Consider the following 25287-nt stretch of genomic DNA (forward strand, 5'->3'; position numbering starts at 1 on the left):
AACGCAATTTAAAAATACCCCTTTTCCAAAGTAAAAATGTCCCTTTTTCTTCTTATTTTTACCTGTCCTTTGCTCATGTAATAATAGGAAATAGAACAGGAAACAGTCTTTGAATAACAAGAAAGCGGCTTTCTTCTTTTCCATTCTTTCACTCTTTGTAAGATATCCGCTATATGTGAGGCGTGGATTGAACAAAAAACTGGCGCGCCCGAGAGGATTCGAACCTCTGACCCACGGATTAGAAGTCCTAAAAGCACACTTTCTGCCAAACCTTTTCTATCTGAGCTTTTTCAAAAAAATCCCTATCAAAACAATGTTTTTTAAATATCAACTATTTGCATTTTTTGTGTTTTTTTGATAGTTTTTTATTGTTAGTTTTGAACAAAAACTTCCAATATGTTTCCAATGGAAATTGGAAGTGATGATAGGATATAGAAATGCCTATCTACGCTTGGTGTCCAAACTGTGGCACAGAATATAGCATAAAACATACACGGTGCCCCAAGTGCGGCACACCGAGACCACGAGTTGGTAGATTTAGAATTTTCATCCAACTTGAGAAAAAAACAGTTAAGAAATTGATATCCAACATATCTCTCGCTGATGTAAAAAAATTGGAAACTATAATAAAACAAAGAATCATAGAAGGTATATACACAGAAAAACCCGTAGGCATAGAATTTAATACCTTTGTGAAGCAATATTATCTTCCCTCTGAGAAAAATAACAAAAAACCTGAATCACTTAGAAGAGAAATAGAACTTTATAGAAAATATATTTCGCCGTTTTTAGCAGACAAAAAAATTAAACGATATAACACCAAGCGACATAGAAAAAATAAAGGCTGACATGCTTGATAAAAGCCTCTCCCCCAGAACTATACAGTATGCTATTCAAACAGTAAAACACATGTTTAATGTTGCGATAAAACAAGGATTTTTCAAGGGTGAAAATCCAACAAGAGGCATAAAAATACCAAAAAAAGACAATAAACGCATACGCTTTCTCACAAGGGACGAAGCTAAAATGCTTCTACAAGAACTCAAAAAACACTCGCAAGACACTTATGAGATAGCTTACCTTTCCCTCTACACAGGTATGAGATTTAGTGAAATAGCCAATTTAACATCAAGATATAGATTTTGAAAATGGTGTAATTCATATAAAAGACTCAAAAAGTGCTGAAAACAGAGCAGCTTATATGACTGAAGAAATCAAAAATATGCTTTTGGAACGAAAAAAGAGAGAAAAAACAGAGCAAGGACTTGTTTTCCCAGACAAAAATGGAAAAACAAGAAGCAAAGTGTCAAGAACATTTGAAAGAGTCGTTAAGAAATTAGGCCTAAACAATAACATAACCGACCCGAGAGACAAAGTTGTCTTTCACACTTTAAGACATACCTTTGCCTCTTGGTTAGTCATGCAAGGCACGCCAATTTACACAGTTAAAGAGCCCATGGGACACAAAACTTTAGCCATGACTGAGAGATATATAGCCACCTTGCACCCGACGCGAAGAAACAAGCAATTGAGAAGCTTATGCATCATGATGATAAATATAAATAGAAAAAATACGATTCCATTTCTCTAAATCCCGTTGTCTATTTTCCTCTAAAATATCCAAAATTTTGTGCACATCTACAAATACCTTACCCCCCAGTTTTGAAAAAATAGGATATTTTTTCTCGTATTTAAGTCGCCTTAAATACCCAAGAGAAAGGGATATTCCATATTTTTGTTTTAGAACAGAAGGGGCTTCTTTAATCCATACCCATTCTCCTTTTTGCATTTTCCCACCTCCTTCTTTTTCTATATGTTGTATCCGAAAATAAACACAAAAAACTTCCAAAGACTTCCAAAACTTCCAAAGACTAAAAATGTAGTTGAAAACACGAAAAAACTTCCAATAAATTACTATTGGAATAGCTATTTATTCGCATTCCTTATTTTCCTTATTTTTTGTTTTACACTACTGAATAACAAAATAAAAGGATTAAAAATATTTGTTTTTGATATTTAAGGACATTTATTGTCAATAAAGTTTATTTTATGTCATCTTTTATAATGCCTATGAAAATTTGAAAAAATAAGAAAAAGACTTAACAAAAGCAACAAAAGAGATATCCTTTCGTAAAGAAGGAAAAAAAGGAATTAAAAATGTATTTTGTAGTTGTTTTTTGGTGAAGGTAAAAAAGGAGTTGAAAGTTGAAGATGGAAACAACGGAAGCAATAAAAGCAAAAGATTTAGAGATTGGTTTTTGGATTCTGACAGGGATTGCCCAAAAATTTGCAGAAGATATGCCATTTTCGTATGTGTTTAAGAAAAGAAAAAAGCAATAAGGAGCAGCCCCGACCAAAGATGCTCCCATTGAGCAATTTTGCAAGTCCAAAAACCGCCCCTTCAACCTCCACCGCAAAAGGGGCAGAAAGGAGTGTTACACATGAAAACTTTAAGGCAAGAAATTCGGTTTGTCAAGGCCTTTGAGGAGACAAAGCAATACCTTGAAAAACTTTATCCAAACCATGATTTTAAATGGAAATACAGGAGCGGGCGTTGGTGGGGGTTTGCCCTGCCCACAAAGATAAAAAACATCCAAACTTAAATATTTATCTGACCCGCAATGGTAAAGTAGCCTGGCACTGCTTTGCCTGTGGATACGCAGGAACCCTTTTTCAAAAGGACAAAGAAAAAGAGCTTCAAGAATTAGAGCAAAAAGAAAAGGATGAAAAGCTTACCGAACATGAAAAGAATAGATTAGAAAAACTTAGATCTTGGAAACAAGAAAAAGAAAGACAAGAAAAGGCACAAGCAGATTTTAAAATTTTGCAAAAAAAACCTTTATGAAAAAATTAAAAATTTAAATTTAAACCAGGCAGCTTCATATCTTTACAAACGCCTTGGGGATTTGCTCTTTGAGAAAGAAGAGAATATAAAAAAACTCCCTATCGGAATATTATCTTCAGATATCCTTAAAAAACTACAGCTTGCAGAAAAATTTGAACCTTTTGCAAATACAGAAAAAATAATATTTGCTTATTACGATATATATGGGAACATAACACATTTTCACATCCGTGATCCACTCGCAAAAACAAAACAGGAACGATTCAAGACTTTAAAAGTTAAGGAAAAAGCAGAGGGGATTTTTAACGTTCGAACGCTCCTTGAACATCCTGACCCTTTTGTCTTCATAGTTGAAGGTGAATTCGATGTAATAACTCCTGTGCTTGTAAGTGATTTTGCGATACCAGTAATTGCAACTGGATCTGTTTCAAGTATCAAAGCAAAAACAATTAAAAGCATACTTGAACAGGATAAGATTCCTATACTTGTCCCCGATTGGGATTGCGCAGGGGGAAATACCTTACAAGAACTTATTTTAGAAATTCAGGAGGATTTAAAAAACAAGATTTACATTGTGCCTGAACCGCCTTATAAGGAAGATGAAGATAGAAACGCAATTACTGATTTTGATGAATTATTTAGATTTAAGCAAGAAGATGAAGCACGCAAAATAGCCGCACAATTTAGTTTCATCACTCTTCATGAATACGAAAAAACTTAGAAGAACAAGAAAAACAAAAAATTATAGAAAAATACAGGAAATATCCAAGTCAATACAAAAAAATAGTATTTGCAAAACATGCAATACAAACACAAGAAGACGATATTCCTCTGGAAGATGCCCTTGATATTTTACAGAATGCAAAAGAAGAAAAAGGATTTTTAAATGGGAAGCTGTATCCAGGCGTTTTAAACCTTCTTGTAGCTCCTGGAGCAGTCGGAAAAACCACTTATGCTTATTATTTGTCTTTAAAATTTGTAGAAGAAACAGGAAAAGGAATGATATATTTTAGTCCAGAAGAAACTCAATGGTCAACAAAACTCAAGCTCAAAAATTTAGTTAATTTTTACCAAAATTTAAAAAAACCTTTAGAGCAAAGAAAGCTCAAAATTGTTAATCAATACATAACTTTTATAACCAAAAGAATGGGGGAAATAACGACAACTCCAGCCTTAAAAAGACTTACAGAAATCATAAGCACTAACGATATAGGCATGATAGTTCTTGATCCCGTATTGAACTTTATATCGAATGTAAATGAGAACGACATGATAAGAGAGGCTATAAACAAAATATTAGATACAATATCTCAAAGAAACATTGTTTTACTTGGGATTTACCACACGAATAAGGATTACCAAACAATTGCTACTATAAAACAAGAATATGGGGGAAAAGATGCATCCAAAATAGACAGTAAACATGTAGATGCTTTGACAGAAACGGTAAGAGGAAGTGCTGAAGTAGTTAATGTGGCACGAATAGTGTATTTTATGTTAAGCGATACAAAAATACCTAACAAACAAAAAATCATAACAATTAAAAGTAATATAAGCAGAAAAGGTATAGTGATCGACACTTTCAATTTACCCTTCCAGGATCAAGAAAATTACGAAAGATATTGCTATGATAGACTTTAAAAACAACACCGTGCAAATTGAAGATAGTGTGTTACACTATTTACCTTTTTTACCAACACGAACTCGACAAAAAGATTATCAGGTAATTCGAAAATACAAAAATAGCAATCTAATGTGTGAATTACGGGCACAGGAAAGCCTAAATGTTCACGACCTCTTGATATTATTTGTTTTACTCAAGGACTATCAAAAAAATCCAGAAAGCTGGAAAAAAACAACTATAATGGTTAAAAGATCAAACAAAACTATGGAGATCGCAAGTAAAGTAGTATCCTTAAAGGAGATTTGCAAGACAAGAGGAATAATCCCTAAAAAAAATAATAGACAAACTGTTTTAAATTCTTTAAGGCGCTTTAGGTATGCAGAAATAAGATACTTATGGCCAAACGGAACAACAGAGTATTCCTCGTATATTTATAACATTGCAGAAGAAGACACAGAAGTCAATGTGTTAAGAATAGATGTAAACAAGAGGTTCTTTGACTTTTGCTTAAAAAAAGGCATAGTGATTAATTTGGAATATATTTACAAAATCGAGCAAATCAAAGATAAAAATTTAAAACATTATAAAGGATATGCTATTCTACTGATCTTATACATGCAAGGGACAAAAGAGGTATTAGAAAGTAAAAGAAAAAAGAAATACTTTTATTGGAGACGATACTATACAGAAGAAGAATTACTCTACGCATCGCACATAGCAGAATTAAATATTGCAGAAACAGAGAAGAGGAAGTTTCTACAAAGAAGCTTGAAAATCTTGTATAAATGTGGAATACCAGAATACAAATTAGACAAAGAAAGCAAGATTTATTATCGAGCAGATATAAAGGAAGTAAATGAAAAATTTACAAAAATCAAACCCATCCAATAAAAGAAATCAATAGGGGAAATTTGGTACCCCAAGACACTCTTAAGAGCCAATATAATACAATTGGAATGAAAGCGACTTCATTCTATTTTGAACATATGTTATTTTTAGAAACACCGCATACAAATAATAATTTTCGTGAAATTTTGCTATATGTATGAATTATATATATAAAATCTGGAATGCGATTCTGATAAAAAAGAAAAAGCCAGAGGGAAATTTGGTATCCCAAAATGGGAAATTTGGTATCCCAAAAATTTTTGTAACCCCGTATAGAAACAACAATTTTAAGCCCCTATATAGTATCTTTAGATACTATAAAACTATAAAACCCAGCGGTGGTGGGGGTCGTCTATCGACTCCCCCCCCCACACACACCGCTTTCTAATCAAAATTGCTTAGACCTATTTTTATGATTCTTATTTAAAGGAGGTAACTATGAATCCTGAAAGAATAGAGATAGAATTAACCCATCAGGAGAGAAAACCGATAAAATGTATGGCTTTTTGAAACTATCTCCAGACGACAGGGAGTTTGCAGAAAAGGTGATAGGGTCTGGTGAGTTACTTTTTGATGAAGAGTAAAAAAACACAAGCAACTTCCCTGTCTGCAATGCCTATTGGTTTTGCTCACGCCACTTCAGGCTTAATTGTTTTTAAAATACTTTCTTCTTTCTCCATAGTTTTATACATATCCCACCTGAGCTGTAAATTCAGCCAAAAATCAGGAGTGGTATTAAAGAACTTGGCCAATCTCAAGGCTGTGCTTACGGTTATGCTTCTTTTACCGTTTACTATCTCATTCACCCTTTGGTAAGGAACCTTTATAGCTTTGGCCAATTTCTTCTGACTTATGCCCATAGGTTTCAAAAACTCTTCAAGCAAAATAACACCAGGGTGGATTGGCTCTCTATCTGTTGGAATTCTAACCATCTCTTGTTCCTTTCTTATTCGTGATAATTAACAGATATAATCATATTTACATGATAGCATGGATAACATGATAAAAACAATATACAACTTATAGTATTCCAAAACCCGCCTCACTGTGATTTTTCTAAAAAAGGGAAATTTTATCCGACCAGATGGGAAATTTTATCTGACCGAGTGGGAAATATTGTCCGACCACCCACTCTGTAATCCCTGTCCTGATAGGAATTTAGGCGGGTTATATATAGTATTCTATAGAATAAATAGGGAGGGCGGGCTTTCTTAAGAAGACGCCCGCCCTCCTTGAGTAAAAAAGAAGAACATTGCGAGGTTGGGTTATTTTTCTCTCCTTGACAACTCCTCATCCGTAAGCTATCGTTCTATAAAAGCACTGGGAGGTGCTTATGAAAACCTACACTGCCATCATAGAGAAGTGCAAAGACACTGGCCTTTATGTGGGATATATACCTGGTATTAAAGGTGCTCACTCTCAAGGTGAGACAGTGGACGAACTCATAGAAAACTTAAAAGAAGTGTTAAAACTTCTCGAGGAAGACGGCGCTCTTGAGCCAGAGAGCGAGTTTGTTGGAGTTCAAAATATAGTGGCATGAGCAGATACCCAGTTCTCAAACCTCAAGAAGTAGTCAAAATACTCAATAAACTTGGCTTTGTAGAGGTCAGGCAGGTAGGTTCTCACAAACAATTCAAACATCCTGACGGAAGATTTACAACCGTTCCTTTTCACAAGGGAAGAGACATATCACCTTTGCTTTTGAGAAAAATAGCAGAGGACATTGGCTTGACTATTGACGATTTTTTGTCTTATAGGTAAGTTTTATGAAACTCAAAATCATCCTTGAGCCCGTAGAAAACAAATGCAACAAAATCTAAATTTTGTTGTAAAGTGTTCCCAAAACCACAAAGATGAAACCTATTTTTCTTTGTCAAGACAGAGCTTTTCTCTTGACAAAATACAACTTAATCTTAAAGTAAATGTTGTAATAAAATAAATATTCTGAGGAGTAAAGCTATGCTACCAATTGAATTAAAAAACAGCTATTTGGTAGGGCAAACAGCTATAACCTATCTAACCGAAGAGCAGGTAAATGCTTTAACTATCGCCTTTCAAAACTGGTATGATAAATCAACTGGAATTTACCATAAAAAGCGAGGCAATTACTGGCTTGTCTTTCTCGTTCTTCGGTTTACAGGGGCAAGGATAAGTGAGGTGATAAACGCAAAATATGGAGACATAGACTTCCGCAATGCCGAGATGAGGTTAATCACTCTAAAGAGGCATAATCCAAAGAAGAGAAACCAGACAAGAATTGTTCCAGTCCCACCGCAGGTAACCAGTGAGATAGCCACCTTTTTGGCTCAATACCCGGACATAAAAGATAGGCTCTTCTTGATTGACAGAAGCAACTTTTATCGTGTTTTTCAGGAAAGGTGCCAGGAAGCAGGCATACCAAAGGAACTGTCTCACCCGCACATCTTAAGACACACAAGGGCTATAGAATTATTAAGGACAGGTGTGCCAGTTACTATTGTGCAGGATCTTTTGGGGCATTCGGCTTTAACGACGACGGCTGTTTATTTGAGGATAAGCGGGCAAGAGGCTAAAAATATACTAAGAGAAAAAGGGTTAGTTTAGCCTCTTTTAAGTAAAATTATGGATGAGGTGCTATAATGAGAAAAATAAAAATAGAAATAAAAAACAAAGAATTACTTATTAAAATTTTCAAAACGATTTCTTGGTTAGATACACTTAGATGGAGCGTAGAAGACAATTATAACTTTATAAACTTTTTTAAAAATGATTTAACCAATTATGAAAAAGTACTCACACATTGGATTTGTTATATTACCGATAGACAAATGTCATTCGAAATCGTATGGGATAAGGGTGGATATGTCTTTTCGGAACTGGTATATGAATATTCTAGAAATAAAAACAAATCTCCTGAAGAAATTCTCAAAGAACATTATGAAAAATATAGAGATAAAAAAGGTAAAGAACGATTCAGATTTAAATCTAACACTAATAATGTTACCTTTGCATCCAGATACGTGACTAACGATTACCAAAACATATTCCAAACTTTAGAAGTTCTGGACAATTACAAAGCGACTATCGGAGGAAATGAATACAAAAGAAATCTTGTCGCTTTTATATTGCATTTTATTCAACGATTTAAAGGAAAAGATGACCTTCTTGTAAGAGTGGCATGTGCTTTGCATTTATTGACCTATGATCTTGAGAGTAAGAGAGCAAATCCTGGCAGAATCTTGGAGATTTTAAGCAGTAAGAAGGAATTTGAAGAAAAACTCAAAGAATTTAAAAGAACCTCTACATATGGTAAAAAGAGATTGTGGTGTTGTATCAGAGATTATAAAAAAGGATTGTATAATAAGATATTTAATAATGCTATAAAAGAGTTAGCATCTGATGATAATCATGCGAACAAGTTATCTGATATTTGGAATAATTTACCTATGGATCAAATAGAGTTACCAGGTGATGTCTGGAACAACAGTCCTCTGTTTAGAGATAATTTATTTGCGGATGTGTTAGATCTTAATTCCATTCCTAAAACCTGGGGCATGCCAAGAATAGTTAGAGAAATTTATAATCAATTGAAAAATAATAAGGAAGATATTGGTGATTTCTATCCAGAAAAATTTGACATAACTTTTGACTTTGTACCCAGAATGTGCAACAAAAAATTATGTAATGTTTGTCTTTTTGGAAAAAATGGCGCTGATTCTATTTGTATTCCAACAAAAGATAAATACTGTCCTGTAGCTCTATTAAGCTGTGGTTATATAGCCGAATGCAAAGAGGAGAATTGCATCGTTAAAGAAAGTATTAGTAGAGAAATATGTAAAGGAGGGCTGAAAAGATTTTCATAAACCCCGTCTCAACTCTGCGGTGCTTCGCACTTTACCTGTCGGGGTTACTTATCAAGCCGTTGCATTAAAATAAATTCAACATGTAAAAACTTGACAAATATACATTATTTGCTATAGAATTTAGATGAAATACTTTTAAGCCGCGCGTGTCCCGCCTATGATCGGGACGCAGCCCCGATAGGGGGTGAGCGGCTTTTTTTATTTTTACTGTCCAATAGGGTTTGGATAAAATGTTCATAGCTATTTCAGACGAGTCCGGTGATTTGGGTGTGACTTACAAAGGAGGAACACGTAGCTTTGTCATATCTATAGCTCTTTTAAAAGGTGAAGATAATTTACAGAAACTTAATGAAACAGCGAGATACCTCTCAAGACCTTATTTAGATTCTCCTTTGAGAAAGTGGTCAGAACTAAAAGGAAAAGTTAAGCATGACCCACAAAGACTGTATAATTTTTATTACTATTTATGGAAGAATTTCAGCACTTCTTGCGATTTTTTTCTTTTCTCTTTTTTTGTTCTGGATAAAAAAGAGATAGAAAAAGGCATATTTGCAATAGATAAGGAAAATTTCAAAAGCTATATATGGGAAGGATATAAAAAATGTTTCATGAGAGTATTTGCTTTTTTAAAAAAATACCACTACGAAGAAAAACTTTACCCAAATCCTCCATCAATTAAGTGGTTTCTGGATAGAAATACAGAAAGAGAAAAAGAAATAAAAAATACAATAATAGATCTCGCTAAAGAGAAAGGAGTTCAACTGGGCGGTCCATTTTTTATATCTAAAAGAGGGCGCGATAGGTCTGGAAGAGAAGCAGCCACATCCATAAAGATAGTAGATTTATTTGCAGGGGTCGTAAGGGTATCGGTGGAACACTATATGAACAACAATTCTCACTGCTCCAGAAATAAATGTGAAAATTGCTCTCATCCCAACATAAAAGTTTGGCAACTGATTAACACTAATTTATGCATTAAAGATTTTGGTTTTTGGAAATGGAGAGGAATGATATATTATCCACCCAAAAACAGAAAAACACACGAAAGATTTTTTGGAAAAGATCCTTTTCTTACTTAAGTAAGAAGTAACAGCCTATATAAAGCGGCTTAAGCTATGACATACTTAAAAGAAGTAACACCCTTTATTTTCTCTTAAAAAGTGGCAAAATTTATCCCTAATACCTTCAGTGTTAAAATAGTCTCCCAAATTCACACAATCCGACCTCAATCGATGAATTGTCGAAATGAGAAAAAATTCGCTTAAAATCGATTTATTTACATGCCCTTTGTAATCCCGCATCCACAAGCTGGTTTTCCGTGCCGATGCAAGGTTCGGTAGGTAGAGAGGGTTTTTAAAAGGAAAGAGAAGATGAGAGAAAAGGAGAGAGGTTTTTTCGAAGCAGATTATGACAATGCCAGAACAGACACAAAGCGTAAGCAGTATGGCAGGTGGTGGCTTATCTTCCTTGTTTTGAGATTTACAGGGGCAAGGATAAGTGAGGTGTTGAATATCAAATACGAAGATATAGACTTCAGAAATGCAGGGACAAGGCTTATTACCCTGAAAAGGCACAATCCCAGGAAGAAAAACAGCTTTAGGATTGTTCCTGTTCCTGTCAATGTTACATCAGAGATAGCCACCTATATAGCCCAATACCCACAGATAAAAGATACTCTATTCCAGCTTGACAGGACTTTTTTCTATAGGGTTTTTAAAAGCAGGTGCGAAGAGGCAGGAATACCAAAGGAGCTTGCACACCCGCACATCCTAAGACACACAAGGGCTATCGAGCTTTTAAGGGCTGGAGTGCCTGTGACTATTGTTCAAAACCTACTTGGCCATTCGGCGCTTACCACGACAGCCGTATATCTTAAGATTAGCAATTCAGAGGCTAAACAGATCCTGAGAGATAGAGGGTTAATCTGAGTGTGAACCAGATAGGTTTAAAATTTTCTTGAGACTTTCTATTACTTGATTTCTATATACATCTTCAAGAACACCAAGCTTTTTAACGAGCCTTTTGCTATCTATTGCTCTTATCTGAAATATTAACAAAACAGACGGAAAGGATAAGCCATTCTCTTTTGATGGTTCTACTTTTAAAGTGTAGGGAAATCTTAAGGCCGTCATGTTCGATGTAAAAGGCATTACTATGGCTATCTGTTTTATTGGTTTGGAAATAACAAGCGCTGGTCTTACTCCATGCTGTTCGTGGCCATTTGTTTTTGGTAATTCAATAAGGTATATCTCCATTTTCAAGTTCCTTTTCAAAGTTAGCAAAATCTGTGTCTGTTATCTCGTCCCATAAGTCAAACTCTTCTTTCAGCTTTAAAAACTCCTTATACAGGTTTATAGACTCTCTCAGGACTTCCTCTTGTGTTTTGTTTGTTTGGATTGAGAGTTTTTCTATCTCGTTTTGAATCTCTTTTGAAAACATAGACACTCCTTTTAAAAGAGTACTTTCTAAGATAATAACCACGAGAACGAGATAAAGCAAGTGGTAATAAAGGACAAGGGAGTAATTTAATTGACTTTTCTCTCTTATGTAATTACAATGTAGTCATAACCGTTAAAAGGGGGTAAACCATGAGAGCTTCTTTAGTCAGGATAGGCAACTCCAAAGGTATAAGAATACCAAAAGCCATCTTAGAGCAGTGCAACATAACCGATGAGGTAAACCTTGAGATTAAAGACAATAAAATCATTATTGAGCCAGTAAACAGCCCAAGAAAAGGTTGGGATGAGGCTTTCAAGAAGATGGCCAAAAACGGTGATGACAAGCTCCTTGATATGCCAGAGAGTAACTGGGATGAAGAGGAGTGGGAATGGAAGTAAAGAGATTTGATGTTTTCTTGATTAACCTTGACCCCACCGTAGGGCATGAGATAAAGAAAACCAGACCCTGCCTTGTTATCTCTCCTGATGAGATGAACAGGCACATCTCAACGGTTATAGTAGCTCCCATGACAACAAGGACAAGAAATTACCCAACAAGGGTTAAGTGCGTATTCGACAACAAAGAGGGAGAAATTGTCTTAGACCAGATTAGAACAGTCGATAAGAATAGGCTTATAAAGAGACTGGGTAGGATAGATAAGGATACACAAGAAAAGGTTTTGAAAGTGTTAAAAGAAATGTTTGAATGAAGCAAGATTTCTCGCCCCTTCTCAGGGGTTCTTTTCTAAGTCTCAAATACAGCATTTTAATAAAACAAACAATATAATATATATCAGTCTAACCAAATTTTCGCTTTTTTCTTTTTCTCACCAACCACCCATTATTCCCGTCCCAACGCCAATATCCTTAATTTCAGTCTCAAATACAGCATTTTAATAAGTTTTTAGTCTCAATTTCCGCTCTTTCCCAACCGCAGAAAAATGTCGGATTTGAGACTGTCTAAAACTATTTGAATACAGGTTACATGTTGTAGGGGAAAGATGAATCTGACCAGTTTTGTTTTTTTGTGACAACCTTTTGCATATATAAAAAAGACAAAAGGAGGTGGAAGAAATGTTTTTAAAGCTTGAAGAAGAAAAGAAAAGAGAACGAAAACCCTACAAACCCTACAATTTGAGGCTTGAGGAACTTACTACGCTCATGGAAATTATTCATCAAAAAACAGAGATTGTGAACACAAGTGCCATCAAGGTGCTTGAAACTCTTAAGTCCCACAAATCCGATAATATTTGCGCTATTTTCAAACCAAAAGACAAAGAAAATACTATACAAAAGGTTGCTACGGAACTGATGCCTATAATGGATAATATGCCCAAGATATTGCATCTCGTAAATTCTTTCTCAGAGTTGCTTAAAAATGCTTTAGAAGACATAGAAAACGAATCAGATTTCTAAGGAGGTAAGACATGCTATTCCGCAAAAAGAAAAAGCAAATAGGCTTCGAAAGAGAGGTTAGAACTGACATAGCTTGAAAGGCTATTATCGTTTACGGCTTTCTCTTTTCTCTGATAGTTTTTCTCCTTCACGGCAAGGGCTGGGACAAGCCCCTTGTCGTATTTTTTCTGCTTTGTGCTTATGTGTTTCTCGTTGTTGCTGCTCCACATTGGTTTTATGACAAACTAAAAGATTATTACGCAGTGTTTGACAAAAAACTCTCAAAAGTGGCAGATGTAAAAGTTCCAGAAAAAGAGCTTGGTAGGATGGCAATAGTTTATAATTCTATTCTATTTATTTTCCTTTCTTTCGTAGCATACATAGTATCAAGAGCCGTTGGATATTTTGTTTTTCACAAAAACCCGCTTCCTACTTCTATTTTGATGGTGCTTTTGGATGGTTTAGCTTTGTGGGCATCAATCTCAATAACAAACAAAAGGATTAACAAAAACTAAAAGAGGGGGAAGTAAATGGCTTACGAGCTTATCTATTACGGCAACGGCCCTATAATGAACGACATCATTGCAGGCGTAACTTATGTCCTTAACAGTAGCGATTACGGCACCCTTTTGCAACTTACCATGACTCTTGCTGGTCTTTTGCTCGTAGTCGGTTATCACAGAAGCAGTGCAGCTGGGTCTCACGGTGGGTTAAGTTTAACGATGGGAGTTCTTTTAGTTGCAACGCTTTACTATGGAGCGTATTCACCCAAAGTGGATGTGGTGGTTTACGACCCTATCAATCACTTCAATAGTTCCGTTAGAAATGTCCCAATAGGTGCTGCTCTTGTTATATGGACTTCAAATAAACTTACTAACGGTTTTGCTAAGCTCTTTGATGAGGCGTTTACATCTTCGGGTTTCCCCGATGAGTTTACCTACGAGCAGACGGGCGGAACGCCATCTGCGATTCTAACCGTCACGGCTTTGGGCAATGTGTATCCTTCAACTGCGTATTTGTTGGTTTCCGTTGAAAATTACTTGAAAGACTGTTGGCTCGTGGCGTCAAGGTTAGGAAAGGTTAATTACCAGGACATTTTCACATCTTCAGACATACTCTCTACTCTCAAAGAGGCTGCAGATGCTTTAGGACCAGCATGGACTACGAACTATTACGATTCTACTCACCCAACGGGAATAAATGTGACCTGTTCGGAAGATTATAACTTAATTTCCACTGCTGTTCAGAATGATGCTTCCTTAACAGGTGGAGCTATGCAAGCATTTGCCAACATGTTAAAGCAACTTGGAATTGCTGGGATTTCAACCACTGCAGAGGCTGGTAATCTGCTTCAGGCAGCTGCGAGTTTTGAAGTTGGTGCAGGGCTTTCTGCTCAGAGTCTCATTGCTCAAGCAATGTTAGTGAATGCTGCAAACCCAAATTTATTACGATTTGCAGATTCTTACGGTTTACCTGCGGCGAGCTTGAATTCTGCTATAACCGAATCCGCTTTACAGACCACTTCAACTATGGCTACTTCCTACGCCTTAGCAAGCGTTTTCCTGCCCATGAGCTTTCTCGTGGTTCAGAGCTTTATAATCGCTCTGTTGCCGCTTATCTTTGCCATGATGTTTATTCCTGGTTTAACCAAGAGATACGGCACTATGGCTTTCAACCTATTGATGTGGATTGCCTTCTGGGGACCTGTTGCAAGCGTGATAAACTTCATAGTGCAAGATTACGCTAAATACTCCCTCCAGAAAGGCACGGCAGGCTTAATAACATTCCAAACTATGCCTTTCATCGTTGCTCACGGGCAGACCCTCATGGCCGTGGCGGGTTACATCATGTTTTCTGTGCCTGTGATTGCCTTTGCTCTTGCTTCGGGAAGCGCCTACGCCCTTACAAGCATGGTTAGTGGAGTAACTGGTCTCTCTGCCGCTGCCGCAAGGGCTGCATCTCAGAAAATCTCAACGGACGAGGGAGCTCAGGCGCAGCTGCAGAGTGGTGTGAGGATGAGAGAAGCGGGGACATTGGAAAAAGAAGAGGGTCTTGGTGGTGCAGCAGAAACATACCTGGCACAAGGCGATTTTATGTCTGCTCAATCTGCTGCAAAACACATGGCAATCATGATGGGCTGGAAGAAGATGGTGACTGGTTCAGCTGCAAACATGGTTGAGAGCATAAGCAGAGGCGCAGCGATGGGGATTGAGGGAGCGGCAACGGCTGGCGCTTTGGAAGGCCAAAGCGCTCTTGGCTCTATAATGGGAACCTACAATGCCTATAAACAAGCCGTTGCAAATGGTTATCATGGCAGTTTTGCCCAGTGGGTTGGAGAACAAAGCAAATACAGAGGAACGGCTGCATTTCAGGAAGCTCAGGCAATGCAAGAAATGGCAAACAAATACTTTGGTGGCGATTTAAACAAAGAGATGAGTTTCCTGCAGGAGATGGCAGCTGTCCAGAGAGTTGGCGGTGCTATAGGTGAAAAAGAGTTTCTTCGTGTAGCAAGTAGATATGGGTTGTCGCCTGTTCAAGCTGAAGCCCTATTGCATGACTTCCATAAACAGGCAATTCTGGGTCAGATTTTCGCTGACATAGAGGGAATAGCCAAAACTGGCGCCAGAGATGGGGTATCTTATTATAAGACTATGAGATACGCTCCTAATATTGCTGCTTACGAAAGAGGCAAAGCTGGGGAGCAACTGATAGAAGAAAAAGGTGTGCCATACATTGCCCGTGCCGTCGCAAACGAGTATATGTATGACATGAATAGACAATTCAACCTTGCTCCAACGCCAGCTCAGGCTGGAGAAAAAGGTGCAAGAGACGCACAATTGGAGTGGCATAAATACGAAGAAACCAAAGCCATTTCTCCAAAACTGCAGGCAGCTTTGGAAACCGCTGGCAATCTCTGGGGCAGAATACTTGCACCGCAGGTGGATGCGGCTTTGGCCACTGATTCTCAGAAAATTGTAGATAGCTACGGGCATACCTTTGCCAGTTACTTAAAAGGTGCTGAGACGCCTGATGGCATGCGTGCAAGAGCAATGGTGGCAGCAGGCGGAGTGGTGGATAGTTTGAACAAGTTTGTGTCGGCGTCGGTGAAGGAGTCGTTGAAGAGCGAGCAAGGAAAGCAGGCGTTGGCGCAGTTTGTGGTTTCTGGCGGTCTTAAACTGGGATTAAATCTTGATAAACTGACTGGTGGTATTATAAAGTTGAATCCTGAGGCAGGTTTCAATAAACAGAATATAGAAAAGGCTATGGCTGCACTTAATTCTTCAAGAGGTTTCGAAGCTGCCACTAATGTCATGAGAGAAATTCTTACCCGCTCTTTTACGCAAATGAACCTGCAGGACCCTGACCAGGCATTTGCAAGAGAACACGAAGTTGCCCAGTCTTTGATGCATGGGGACATACAAGGTGTAGCAAAAGCACTTAATATTGACTTACAAAACTACCATAAGGACTTCCAACATAATCAAAACAACCTTAATAACGACTTAAATAATATCGACAGGAGCAAAGAGCCTACGGTTTTTGGGACACCTGTGAGCGAGATAACGAGAGTTGACGGAGCAAAGGATAGGGAAAAAGATGTGAAATTCCCTTAAAACAAAAAAAAGCGGGGCATTGCCCCGCTGGGTTTTATCTTATTTATTTTATTATACTTTTCTGTTAAAATTTTGTTGTATCATCAATGTAAGTGCAACTTGAAAAAGTTGCATGGCCAGTTGAGTGTTTAATTGTATGAGTATTATCATCATAGAACATATTGTTGAATGACTTTGTTTTTGATTTTAGCCCTTCCTTATCCCCCGTTGCTTTATAATAAGCGAATTTCAGTCCTATTATAACCACTGCCAGCACCACAAAAGTAATCGTGAAAGCATCCATCGCACACCTCCTACTTTTGCTCCTATTTTAATTCTTAACCCCAAAAAGGGGAAAAGTCAAGATTTTTGAGACCGAAAGGCGGGGAAAGTCTTGACAATACGGGGGAAATTAAGTGTCCCCGCAAAATGATAATGTCCCCTTTATACAGAATAAGAATGTCCCTTATCATCGTTAGATGATAAGAATCAATTCTTATTATTTATCTTCTCTCTAATTGGTATCATCCAATCAGGGAGGTATTATGGAAGGACATTATCTTATGAGCAAAAAAGAGACAGAAAGACTGAAGTATCTCGGTATGGTATCTCAAGGAGTGATTAGCTTAAAACAGGCAAGTATACTTATGGGTATAAGTTATAGGCATTCAAAAAGGATTGCAAAAAGATTTAAGGAAGAAGGAGAAAAAGGTCTGATACACAGATTAAGAGGTAAAACATCAAAGAGAAAAACAGATGATTTTATAAGGAATAAGATATGTTCTCTTTATAGTGAGTTGTATCCAGATTTCTCCATAGCTTTATTTCTTGAGAAACTATCATCTATTCACAATATCAATATAAGCAGAGAAACTCTAAGAACGATTCTAAAGGATGAAGGTTTGTATAAGACAAAAAGAAAGAAAAAGAGCAAATCCGTTCATCTTTTCAGAGAAAGAAAACACCACAAAGGAGAGCTAATCCAGATAGACGGCTCAACCCATAGATGGTTAGAAGACAGATATGATAAAAAACTAACCCTTATGGGATACATAGACGACGCAACAGGTGAGATATTCGCAAGATTCTATGATTACGAAGGAGTATATCCCTTTTTAAATTCATTAATAGAGTTTACAAAGACATACGGTTTACCAAAAAGCATATATACAGATAGACATTCAACCTACAAAACAACAAACCGAAGAACAGCTTGAGAATAAAAAACCGAAAACTCAAGTTGAAAGAATACTTGAAAGGTTAAATGTAAAGCTTATTCATGCCTATTCTCCACAGGCAAAGGGGGCAAAGGGAAGGATAGAAAGATTATTTAAAACTCTGCAAGATAGGTTGATTAAAGAGATGAGATTGGAAGATATTAAAACCAAACAAGAAGCAAACCGCTTCTTAGAAGAATACCTGCCAATATTCAACAAGCGGTTTGCAAAACCACCAAAATCCAATCTATCGTATTTTAAACCGTTAAGCAAAGATTTTGATTATGAGTGGGAGTTTGCTTTAGAGTCAACAAGAACAATAAACAACAACTATACGATAAAATACAACTCTAAACTATTCCAGATAGAAGATATCCATTCCGTAAGAAGAAAACAGAAGGTTTTAATCAAAGAATCAATCCACAAAAACATAAGAGTCTTTTACAAAGAGAAAGAGCTCAAGATAAGGGAAATAGAAAAAGATAAAAAAATAGAAAAGAGTAAAACAAAGAAAGCAGAAAATCTGCTTTCTTTGTTCCTTGGAGAATGCTTCTTATTCTATTTCTTCTTTGTCTATGTCTATGAGTAAAACATAAAAAAATAAGAAAAGGGACATTTCTATTTTGTCAAAAGGAGGGGACATTTTTAAATTGCGTTGACATACGGGGAAATTAAGTTGACAATTGAGTGACAATAGAGTATTTTAATTTAAAGGAAAGGGGGTGATAGAATGAAATTTATAACCGTAAGAGACCTAAGAACATCACCAGCAAAAATATGGAAAGAATTGCCAGAAGAACAAGAAATGGTAATAACAAACAACGGCAAACCCATAGCTCTTTTAACTCCTATAGGTGATTCAAACTTAGAAGAAACTCTCTCTTCTATCAGACAGGCAAGAGCAATGAATGCCGTAAAACTTATGCAGCAAATATCACTTAAAAAAGGAAATGATAAAATGAGCATTGATGAGATAGAAGAAGAGATAAGGAAGGCAAGGCAAGAGAGCAGATGAGAGTTGTTATAGATACCAATGTCATAGTTTCTGGACTTCTTAATCCCAACGGTAAACCAGCAGTTGTGATTAATCTTCTCCTTTTGAAGAAAATAAAAGTTCTTTATGACAATAGAATCCTTAAAGAGTATGAGACAGTTCTTTGTAGAGATAAATTCGGATTTAGTAGGGAGATTGTGATTCCACTTATTGATTTTATCAAAGCAGAAGGAGAGTTTGTCATTACAGAGCCAATAAAAACGACGATTCCTGACGAATCAGATAAAAAGTTTCTTGAAGTTGCTATATCAGGCAAAGCTGATTATCTAATAACAGGCAATATTAGAGATTATCCTGCTATAGAGTTTATAGTGACGCCAGGGGAATTTTTGAAGAAAAGAGATGAACATGAGAAAATTTAAAAGAAGAAATAGAGTATGTTTTAGGAGAAATAGAAAAAGAAAAAAAATAAAAGGTAAAATATAGTTGAATTTGATTAAAAAAGCACTAAAATTATCTTTTTAGAGAAATGGGGGTAAAATGCTGTAAAATATAAAAACGAGATAGAGAAAGAGGCAGATGAGTTTAAGTAAAAAAGAAGAGGTTGTGAGATATATACTTGAGAGAACTGGCAATATACCTAAGACTAAGTTGGTAAAGTTGCTTTTTCTTGCAGACAGAAAGTTCTCAAAAGAAAACGAAGGTAACTCAAATATCACGGGTTTTCGTTATATAAGATATTTTTATGGTCCATACACCTCAGAAATAGAGGATGTTATTGGGTCTTTAAGTATAAAAGGCTTGATTAGATATTTTAGACACATAACTCTTTCTGGAAATGAGGCATATCTCATAGGTAAATCTGATAAAGAAGTTAGCTTTAAACATCTGAATGAGGATGAGAAAAAAGCTCTTGACGAAATAGTTGAGAACTTTGGAAATAAAAGTCTATCTGAAATACTCGATGAAGTGTATAGCTTTGACGAGGTAGAAAAGGCAGGATTTGGAGAGGAAATAACAATTTAATGGAAAAAGAGATATGCAAGCATGATTTTCCTTGGGATGTAAATGCAAATACAGAAGATTTTTTTACTAAGAAAAACAAAGGACAAACTGGTCTTCTCGATGGCCTTTTTGATGGTTTACCTTTTGACTACTTACAATACTTTTGGGAATTTTTGCATATCTATTATGTGACAAATCGAACTTTAAAAGCAATCTTTTATATCGATTACATAAAAGATGACGAAGGTAAGAAAAAATAGATTTATACTTTACCCCTGAACATTCAATATATCAGTTAATAAAACCTCGACTCCTTCCAGTTTCTCCAGTAAACAAATTACCAAAAGAGATAAAAGATGCCTATTTTTGCTGGTGTCACGAAAATAGTGAGGAAAAAACTAATCATTGCCAGAACGAAAATGTCCAAAGGTTAGAAAAAGAATTAGACCTCATAATAAAATATAACTGTCATATTTTGGATGAGGACCCAGTTTCTCTCAAAAAGGAAATTGAAAAAGGAAATAAGAAAGAAAGTAGTTTTGATAAAGTATCTTATTTAATAGGATTATATAAACTTTTTTCTTGGAATAACCTTAGTGAAGACTTTTTAAATATCTTTAATTCTATTTTTGAACTTACGGAAAACAATATGGAAGAGCGAGAATTACCTAAGCAACAACATTCTCTTTTTGAAAGACTGTATAATAAGATAACGGGCTCTTTAATTGCAGAGAAAATAAAAAAGAATGGTGTAAGGGTGGAGTTTTTTCACAACTTCACCATAAAAGTCCCTGGTCTATTCTTTAATAAAAATAGCATAGAGGTAGATATAGCATTTTGGAATAAAGAGAATTGCAAAATTGTCTTTATAGAAACCACAGCACACAAGAAAGAGGAAGATGAATGGAAGAACCACTTTACCAAGAAGTCGGCTATATCAAATATACTTTTTCAGCAAGCAAGAGATAAAGGGTGGAGTGTTAGGTATATATATTTTTACTCTTTTGGCTTCTCATCTGCAGAGAGAGCATTTGGTGTAGAAAATTTCTCTGAGAATGGAACTCATTTTATTTTTCTTCCTATGTGGAATTTTAAGCAGTATAAATTCTTATTGAATTTTAATGATAAAAATTGGATGAATTATCAAAAACAAAAAAATGAATCATCTTTGCATGATAATATAGAAAATGAATTAGAAAATACCCTAAATAAGTTAGTTAATGCTGTATCAAGTTTTCTGGAAAACGGATAAGACCGTCTATAAAGCAAGCATTAAGATTTTCTCGGAGTTAGCATGAAACAATCCAACTCGCTTCCAAAAACCCTTCGTTTCCACTCAGCCATCAACAAAGCTTTCGGTTTGTGGAAAGACAGGGAATTTGATACGGAAACCTACATAAGGGAAATAAGAAAAGGAAAAAGGCTCGATAAGCTGAGTGCTTCAAAATCTCACCATGAAGATTTTTTGCCCCAGAAATTTTCAAAAAACTTGCAAAAATAGGGGTAAAATTTTACTTCGAAAAGTTTTTGGGGGATTTTTCTGTAACTTTCTTCACACTCAAAACTTGGTTGATTTTTCCCAAAAACCGCTTAAAATAGTTAATAGGTTTTTGATAAACCTTAATTCTCTCCTTTTGGAGAGACCCCGTAAGGGGCAAGCCTACCATAGGCAAATCTGGAGTATAAAGTATCCGAAGCAAGAAGGTATGTTTTATATTTTAATCCTGCCTTAATTTAGAATCCAAATCCTATTCATAAAAAGGATAAATCATAAAAAGAGTAGAGGAGGTGTAGTATGATTACAAAGGTAAAAACAGAAAAGTATTTAGGTGCAGTTTTGTTGCCCGAAAATCTTGCAGAACCCTATGGTAGTATCCTCGCAAAGGCGAAAGAGTTTGAGAAAGTTTGGAGAAATGTTGTTAGAAACGATGACTATCTTTGCTACCTAAACGGCGTAATAGGAAACTATGTCGCTGACAAAGTTCGCTCAAGCTATTGGGTATCCATACCCTACATAGACCCAGCGATAAGCAACAACTATCCCTGTGTCTATTTAAGTAGAGAAATTATCAACAAAAAAGGTATAGACGAAAAAGATTTCTTAAAGAATTTAGACAATTGGTTTCAAGAGGCCGTAGAAGAGTTCCTTTTTAGAGATAAGGTTATACTTATCAACGATACAACACACAGGCACCTATTTATAGTTGTAAAAGCCGTCGTAAAAAGAAAAAGTTACTACATAGACTACAGTCTATATGGGGTGGAAGCAAAAAGGGTTAAAGAGAAAGTCGAAAAGAACACGAAAGGGGTAAATAATGCTGACATCTGTCAGACTTTGGCTGGAATAGTAAGTAATTTCTTTGATGAGATGATAGTAAAGTAGTTTCCTGCCATAGGCAAGTCTGAAATAATGGTTCTAATTCAAGATATCGTATTGTTGTTATTTTAATCCTACCTTAATTTAAAATCCCCATATTTTTCATAGAAATAAGAGATAAAAATAAAGTTAAGTTATAGGAGGTGTGCTATGAAGGTAAATGTATGGAATATCTTAAAGGGTCTTGAGCAAATTATCGAAGTCAAGAAACCCAAAGAGAATTTCAAAAGCAGAAAGGGTTTTGTTGCAAGGTTAGTGTATGACATAGACGGGTATCAACATTTTGATTATCGAGCAAGAATTTTTCTGATGGTTAAAGATGGAGAATTTGTATTAAAGCTCCAAAAGCTTAATGGTAATCCAATAAGGGAAGAGCCTTTATGTTGGTTTATGCCGTCAGATTTTGTGGAAGTTAACTACGAGCAATTCTTTAAAACAGTTATGGATTTTTTATCTGAATTTTCTTTTTATTGTGAAGAGGAAGAAGCAGCTTAACCCAACAGGAGGTGCAAAATGTTAGAGAGAATAGAGACATTAAAGGACTATGTAATCGTAGAAAAAGACTATGACTGTTTTGGTTCATACAAAGTTTATAGAAACGGCGACAGGTTTGTAAGAACATACGAATTTCTAAAGACTCCTGTTAGTGATAAGCTCACGATAAAAATTGAAGATACTTGGGAAATCGATGGTTACAGTCTTATTGAAAAAACTATCAAAGAGAACCCTACAAATCTCAACATCGAGTTGTCTCCTTATGGAGAGTTGGTGTTTGAATCGAAAATTGATGATGAAGATTTTGCAAAGTATATCTACAGAGACGGCAGATGGGAGCTAACCTTCAACGGGTGGCTTTGGGATGAGGAGATGAAAGATGTATTTGGCAGCAGAAAGGTTCTTACAAATGAAGAGATGGTTGAGTTTATCAGAGAGATTAGTGAGAGATACAGAAAAGCAGCATGACTTTAGCCCGCCTTGTGCGGGTTTTTTGTTGTCAATATTTGTTTTTTGTCTAAAATGTTATAGAGGAGGGGTAGAAAATGAAAAGGCTATCGGTTTTCGTTGGTGTAGTCATATTTTTGATGTTTGCGTTTATGTCTTCATCTTTTGCATATCAAAAGACATTGGGTCTAACGGATAGGGAAATAGTGGAGAAACTAACAAAACTTGAAGAAGGACAGAAAGCTTTACAGAAAGAGATGGAGATAAGGTTTAACGACATAAATAAAAGATTTGATGATGTGAATAAGAGGTTCGATGATATAAATAGAAGATTTGGTGATATAAACAGAAGGTTTGATGATGTAAATAGAAGATTTGATGACCTGAACAGAAGTGTGAACAAAAGATTTGATGATATGAATAATAGGTTAAATACCATTAGCAATTTGATAGTAGGTGCAATGGGAGTTTTCGCTGTTCTCATTGCGACCGTTATAGGGCTTGTTTTCTGGGATAGAAAAAGCCTTATTGACGCATCTGTCAGGAAAGTTGAGACAGACTCCCGTCTAATAAAAGCATTGCAAGAGCTTTCCAAAGAAGATGCAAAAGTTGCGAAGGTCTTGAAAATGTTTGGACTGCTGTAGTTATGGCCTAATCGTATATTAAAGTTTTGATTGAACTTCCAGCCCGCCTTGTGCGGGTTTTTTATTTTACTTTCAACTTCCAAAGTAAAACATAACTTTGCATATTATACTTTTCTGTGCTAAAGTAAAATATAAAGTGGAGGGTGTAATGCAACCAATAGATTTAGAACACTTTAAGGCTGGAGAATACAAGAAAATCAATGATTATGAATACTTTTTACCTTCACCGATAAACAGAGTTTTTTATTGGAAAGACCCAACAATAAACGAGTTGTTAGAGAAAGCCTCTTTTGAGTTAGGTGAGTTAAATTCTTTTGCCAACCTTGTCCCAGATGTAGATATGTTCATAAAGATGCTTGTCTATAAGGAAGCTGTTGTATCAAGCAAGATAGAAGGAACGCAAACTAACATGGAAGAAGCTTTAAGTGATGAGAAAGATATAGAACCAGATAGACGAGACGATTGGAGAGAAGTAAATAACTATGTAAAAGCCATGAATTATGCTATAGACAGACTAAAAACACTTCCCATATCTGCAAGGCTAATAAAAGAGATTCACAAAATACTTCTCTCTTCTGTCAGAGGAGAGAATAAATCTCCAGGGGAATTTAGAAAATCCCAAAACTGGATAGGTGGAGCTACCATACACGATGCAGTGTTTATTCCACCTGTTCATACTGAGATACCAAAGCTCATCTCAGACCTTGAGAATTTTCTCAATAACGGTGAGTTAGGACTGCCACATTTGATAAAAATAGCTATAGCTCACTATCAGTTTGAAACCATACACCCGTTTTTAGACGGCAATGGAAGAGTTGGAAGACTCCTCATAACTCTTTACCTTGTTGCTAATGGCATTTTGGAAAAGCCTCTGCTTTATCTGTCTGCCTTTTTTGAAAGAAATCGTCTGCTTTACTATCAAAATTTAGACTCTGTAAGAAAAAACAATAATTTAGCAGGGTGGGTTAAGTTCTTTCTTGAGGGGGTTGTTGAGACTTCCAGTGAATCTATTACAACTCTGAAAGAGATAATAGCTTTGAAGAACAGAATAGAGAAAGAAAAGATACTCTCAATGGGTAAGAGAGCAAAAAACGGGTTAAAATTACTTCAGCACCTTTTCTCTCAGCCTGTAATTACATCAAAAGATGTTCAAGAGGCTTTAGGTTTATCTCCTAAAGCAGCAAGCGACATCATAAAGTCCTTTATGGATTTAGGAATACTAAAAGAGATTACAGGTTACAGAAGAAACAGGGTTTTTGTTTTTAGGGAATACTTAAAAGCTTTTTCTAAATAAGATGTCTGTTATAGCTTAGCCCGCCTCGTGCGGGCTTTTTTGTTGTCCTTTCCCTTAACCCCGCTTTCAGCCCGCCTGCCCCGTGAGGGGCATTTTTGTTTGTTTGACGGTTTGTTTTTTAAATATACGGCCGTTTGTTTTTTGTTTTTGTTTGCTTTTTATTTTGTTTTAAAGCAAACCTTGTCCCTT

General features: G+C 36.0%; 36 protein-coding genes. 31 read left to right on the forward strand and 5 right to left on the reverse strand.

The window, feature by feature from the left end; translation table 11 throughout:
• Positions 1-437: 437 nt before the first annotated feature.
• The 3 genes from G415_RS10890 to G415_RS11445 are packed head-to-tail and all read left to right on the forward strand — an operon-like array spanning position 438 to position 1591.
• Positions 438-848: a hypothetical protein gene (locus G415_RS10890; protein WP_022671310.1), complete on the forward strand. Its 411-nt coding sequence runs from the start codon at positions 438-440 to the stop codon at positions 846-848.
• A gap of 1 nt (position 849) precedes the next feature.
• A complete protein-coding gene (locus G415_RS10895) occupies positions 850-1146 on the forward strand; it encodes a tyrosine-type recombinase/integrase (protein WP_026939677.1) in 297 nt (98 codons plus the stop codon).
• Positions 1147-1162: 16 nt separating this feature from the next.
• Positions 1163-1591: a site-specific integrase gene (locus G415_RS11445; protein WP_420319352.1), complete on the forward strand. Its 429-nt coding sequence runs from the start codon at positions 1163-1165 to the stop codon at positions 1589-1591.
• Here G415_RS11445 and G415_RS11105 read toward each other — a convergent pair.
• On the reverse strand, positions 1538-1789 hold the full coding sequence (locus G415_RS11105) for a hypothetical protein (RefSeq protein WP_033378900.1): 252 nt from the start codon (positions 1787-1789) through the stop codon (positions 1538-1540). The genes G415_RS11445 and G415_RS11105 overlap by 54 nt on opposite strands.
• Before the next feature lie 416 nt (positions 1790-2205).
• Here G415_RS11105 and G415_RS11385 point away from each other — a divergent pair, with 416 nt between their 5' ends.
• The 5 genes from G415_RS11385 (at position 2206) to G415_RS0108790 (ending at position 5360) form a co-directional block, all read left to right on the forward strand.
• Positions 2206-2340, forward strand: coding sequence for a hypothetical protein (locus G415_RS11385; RefSeq protein WP_022671313.1), 135 nt, complete (start codon positions 2206-2208; stop codon positions 2338-2340).
• A 193-nt stretch (positions 2341-2533) separates the two neighbouring features.
• Positions 2534-2845: a hypothetical protein gene (locus G415_RS0108775; RefSeq protein ID WP_155825490.1), complete on the forward strand. Its 312-nt coding sequence runs from the start codon at positions 2534-2536 to the stop codon at positions 2843-2845.
• A 61-nt stretch (positions 2846-2906) separates the two neighbouring features.
• Entirely contained in the window at positions 2907-3566 is a 660-nt protein-coding gene (locus G415_RS0108780) for a toprim domain-containing protein (protein ID WP_022671315.1), read from the forward strand.
• Positions 3567-3694: 128 nt separating this feature from the next.
• Complete coding sequence (locus G415_RS0108785) at positions 3695-4486, forward strand: AAA family ATPase (protein WP_272943636.1); 792 nt, start codon at positions 3695-3697, stop codon at positions 4484-4486.
• A complete protein-coding gene (locus G415_RS0108790; RefSeq protein ID WP_022671317.1) occupies positions 4473-5360 on the forward strand; it encodes a hypothetical protein in 888 nt (295 codons plus the stop codon). Before G415_RS0108785 ends, G415_RS0108790 begins: the two co-directional genes overlap by 14 nt.
• Positions 5361-5986: 626 nt before the next feature.
• Here the strand turns inward: G415_RS0108790 and G415_RS0108800 are convergent.
• Positions 5987-6289 carry a HigA family addiction module antitoxin gene (locus G415_RS0108800; protein ID WP_022671319.1) on the reverse strand — a complete coding sequence of 101 codons (303 nt, stop codon included), beginning with the start codon at positions 6287-6289 and terminating at the stop codon, positions 5987-5989.
• Between the two features lie 401 nt (positions 6290-6690).
• On the opposite strand from G415_RS0108800, the gene G415_RS0108805 reads away from it, so the two are divergent.
• From G415_RS0108805 to G415_RS0108830, 6 genes are all read left to right on the forward strand, one after another.
• Positions 6691-6897, forward strand: coding sequence for a type II toxin-antitoxin system HicB family antitoxin (locus G415_RS0108805; RefSeq protein ID WP_022671320.1), 207 nt, complete (start codon positions 6691-6693; stop codon positions 6895-6897).
• The gene (locus tag G415_RS0108810) at positions 6894-7118 is read left to right on the forward strand and encodes a type II toxin-antitoxin system HicA family toxin (protein WP_022671321.1); all 225 of its coding nucleotides are present in this window, start codon (positions 6894-6896) and stop codon (positions 7116-7118) included. The genes G415_RS0108805 and G415_RS0108810 overlap by 4 nt, the downstream gene beginning before the upstream one ends.
• Positions 7119-7316: 198 nt before the next feature.
• The gene (locus G415_RS0108815; protein ID WP_022671322.1) at positions 7317-7940 is read left to right on the forward strand and encodes a tyrosine-type recombinase/integrase; all 624 of its coding nucleotides are present in this window, start codon (positions 7317-7319) and stop codon (positions 7938-7940) included.
• A gap of 35 nt (positions 7941-7975) precedes the next feature.
• Positions 7976-9199 carry a hypothetical protein gene (locus G415_RS0108820; RefSeq protein ID WP_022671323.1) on the forward strand — a complete coding sequence of 408 codons (1224 nt, stop codon included), beginning with the start codon at positions 7976-7978 and terminating at the stop codon, positions 9197-9199.
• A gap of 230 nt (positions 9200-9429) precedes the next feature.
• Positions 9430-10278: a hypothetical protein gene (locus tag G415_RS0108825; protein WP_022671324.1), complete on the forward strand. Its 849-nt coding sequence runs from the start codon at positions 9430-9432 to the stop codon at positions 10276-10278.
• Between the two features lie 291 nt (positions 10279-10569).
• The gene (locus G415_RS0108830; protein ID WP_022671325.1) at positions 10570-11127 is read left to right on the forward strand and encodes a tyrosine-type recombinase/integrase; all 558 of its coding nucleotides are present in this window, start codon (positions 10570-10572) and stop codon (positions 11125-11127) included.
• Here the strand turns inward: G415_RS0108830 and G415_RS0108835 are convergent.
• Both G415_RS0108835 and G415_RS0108840 read right to left on the reverse strand, forming a co-directional pair.
• The gene (locus G415_RS0108835; RefSeq protein ID WP_022671326.1) at positions 11119-11454 is read right to left on the reverse strand and encodes a type II toxin-antitoxin system PemK/MazF family toxin; all 336 of its coding nucleotides are present in this window, start codon (positions 11452-11454) and stop codon (positions 11119-11121) included. The two genes, G415_RS0108830 and G415_RS0108835, sit on opposite strands and share 9 nt — an antisense overlap.
• Positions 11435-11638 carry a ribbon-helix-helix domain-containing protein gene (locus tag G415_RS0108840; protein ID WP_022671327.1) on the reverse strand — a complete coding sequence of 68 codons (204 nt, stop codon included), beginning with the start codon at positions 11636-11638 and terminating at the stop codon, positions 11435-11437. Before G415_RS0108840 ends, G415_RS0108835 begins: the two co-directional genes overlap by 20 nt.
• Positions 11639-11787: 149 nt before the next feature.
• Between G415_RS0108840 and G415_RS0108845 the strand changes: the two genes are divergently transcribed.
• The 5 genes from G415_RS0108845 to G415_RS0108870 all read left to right on the forward strand — a co-directional run bounded on the left by G415_RS0108845 (position 11788) and on the right by G415_RS0108870 (position 16646).
• Entirely contained in the window at positions 11788-12036 is a 249-nt protein-coding gene (locus G415_RS0108845) for an AbrB/MazE/SpoVT family DNA-binding domain-containing protein (RefSeq protein ID WP_022671328.1), read from the forward strand.
• Positions 12027-12347, forward strand: a complete 321-nt coding sequence (locus G415_RS0108850) for a type II toxin-antitoxin system PemK/MazF family toxin (protein ID WP_022671329.1) — start codon at positions 12027-12029, stop codon at positions 12345-12347. The genes G415_RS0108845 and G415_RS0108850 overlap by 10 nt, the downstream gene beginning before the upstream one ends.
• Positions 12348-12711: 364 nt before the next feature.
• The gene (locus G415_RS0108855; protein WP_022671330.1) at positions 12712-13053 is read left to right on the forward strand and encodes a hypothetical protein; all 342 of its coding nucleotides are present in this window, start codon (positions 12712-12714) and stop codon (positions 13051-13053) included.
• Positions 13054-13235: 182 nt separating this feature from the next.
• Complete coding sequence (locus tag G415_RS0108865; protein WP_155825494.1) at positions 13236-13547, forward strand: hypothetical protein; 312 nt, start codon at positions 13236-13238, stop codon at positions 13545-13547.
• A 15-nt stretch (positions 13548-13562) separates the two neighbouring features.
• On the forward strand, positions 13563-16646 hold the full coding sequence (locus G415_RS0108870; RefSeq protein WP_022671333.1) for a conjugal transfer protein TraG N-terminal domain-containing protein: 3084 nt from the start codon (positions 13563-13565) through the stop codon (positions 16644-16646).
• Between the two features lie 64 nt (positions 16647-16710).
• Here G415_RS0108870 and G415_RS0108875 read toward each other — a convergent pair whose 3' ends face one another.
• Positions 16711-16929 carry a hypothetical protein gene (locus G415_RS0108875; protein ID WP_022671334.1) on the reverse strand — a complete coding sequence of 73 codons (219 nt, stop codon included), beginning with the start codon at positions 16927-16929 and terminating at the stop codon, positions 16711-16713.
• Between the two features lie 241 nt (positions 16930-17170).
• Between G415_RS0108875 and G415_RS0108880 the strand changes: the two genes are divergently transcribed.
• From G415_RS0108880 to G415_RS0108945, 12 genes are all read left to right on the forward strand, one after another.
• The gene (locus G415_RS0108880; RefSeq protein WP_022671335.1) at positions 17171-17842 is read left to right on the forward strand and encodes a helix-turn-helix domain-containing protein; all 672 of its coding nucleotides are present in this window, start codon (positions 17171-17173) and stop codon (positions 17840-17842) included.
• Positions 17843-17987: 145 nt separating this feature from the next.
• Complete coding sequence (locus G415_RS0108885; RefSeq protein ID WP_022671336.1) at positions 17988-18431, forward strand: hypothetical protein; 444 nt, start codon at positions 17988-17990, stop codon at positions 18429-18431.
• A gap of 141 nt (positions 18432-18572) precedes the next feature.
• On the forward strand, positions 18573-18857 hold the full coding sequence (locus G415_RS0108890; RefSeq protein WP_022671337.1) for a type II toxin-antitoxin system Phd/YefM family antitoxin: 285 nt from the start codon (positions 18573-18575) through the stop codon (positions 18855-18857).
• Positions 18854-19258: a putative toxin-antitoxin system toxin component, PIN family gene (locus G415_RS0108895; protein WP_022671338.1), complete on the forward strand. Its 405-nt coding sequence runs from the start codon at positions 18854-18856 to the stop codon at positions 19256-19258. The genes G415_RS0108890 and G415_RS0108895 overlap by 4 nt, the downstream gene beginning before the upstream one ends.
• A 157-nt stretch (positions 19259-19415) precedes the next feature.
• The gene (locus G415_RS0108905) at positions 19416-19862 is read left to right on the forward strand and encodes a Panacea domain-containing protein (RefSeq protein ID WP_022671339.1); all 447 of its coding nucleotides are present in this window, start codon (positions 19416-19418) and stop codon (positions 19860-19862) included.
• Positions 19862-20101 (forward strand): hypothetical protein, encoded by a 240-nt coding sequence (locus G415_RS0108910; protein WP_022671340.1) that lies wholly within the window; start codon positions 19862-19864, stop codon positions 20099-20101. The genes G415_RS0108905 and G415_RS0108910 overlap by 1 nt, the downstream gene beginning before the upstream one ends.
• 215 nt (positions 20102-20316) lie before the next feature.
• Complete coding sequence (locus tag G415_RS0108915; protein WP_022671342.1) at positions 20317-21093, forward strand: hypothetical protein; 777 nt, start codon at positions 20317-20319, stop codon at positions 21091-21093.
• 543 nt (positions 21094-21636) lie between these two features.
• Entirely contained in the window at positions 21637-22224 is a 588-nt protein-coding gene (locus tag G415_RS0108925; RefSeq protein ID WP_022671344.1) for a hypothetical protein, read from the forward strand.
• Between the two features lie 144 nt (positions 22225-22368).
• Entirely contained in the window at positions 22369-22713 is a 345-nt protein-coding gene (locus G415_RS0108930) for a hypothetical protein (protein WP_022671345.1), read from the forward strand.
• Between the two features lie 18 nt (positions 22714-22731).
• Positions 22732-23181 (forward strand): hypothetical protein, encoded by a 450-nt coding sequence (locus G415_RS0108935; RefSeq protein ID WP_022671346.1) that lies wholly within the window; start codon positions 22732-22734, stop codon positions 23179-23181.
• 77 nt (positions 23182-23258) lie between these two features.
• Positions 23259-23804 carry a hypothetical protein gene (locus G415_RS0108940; RefSeq protein WP_022671347.1) on the forward strand — a complete coding sequence of 182 codons (546 nt, stop codon included), beginning with the start codon at positions 23259-23261 and terminating at the stop codon, positions 23802-23804.
• Between the two features lie 157 nt (positions 23805-23961).
• On the forward strand, positions 23962-25098 hold the full coding sequence (locus G415_RS0108945) for a Fic family protein (RefSeq protein ID WP_026939679.1): 1137 nt from the start codon (positions 23962-23964) through the stop codon (positions 25096-25098).
• Positions 25099-25287 lie beyond the last annotated feature (189 nt).

Source organism: Hippea alviniae EP5-r, assembly GCF_000420385.1.
GTDB classification, from domain to species: domain Bacteria; phylum Campylobacterota_A; class Desulfurellia; order Desulfurellales; family Hippeaceae; genus Hippea; species Hippea alviniae.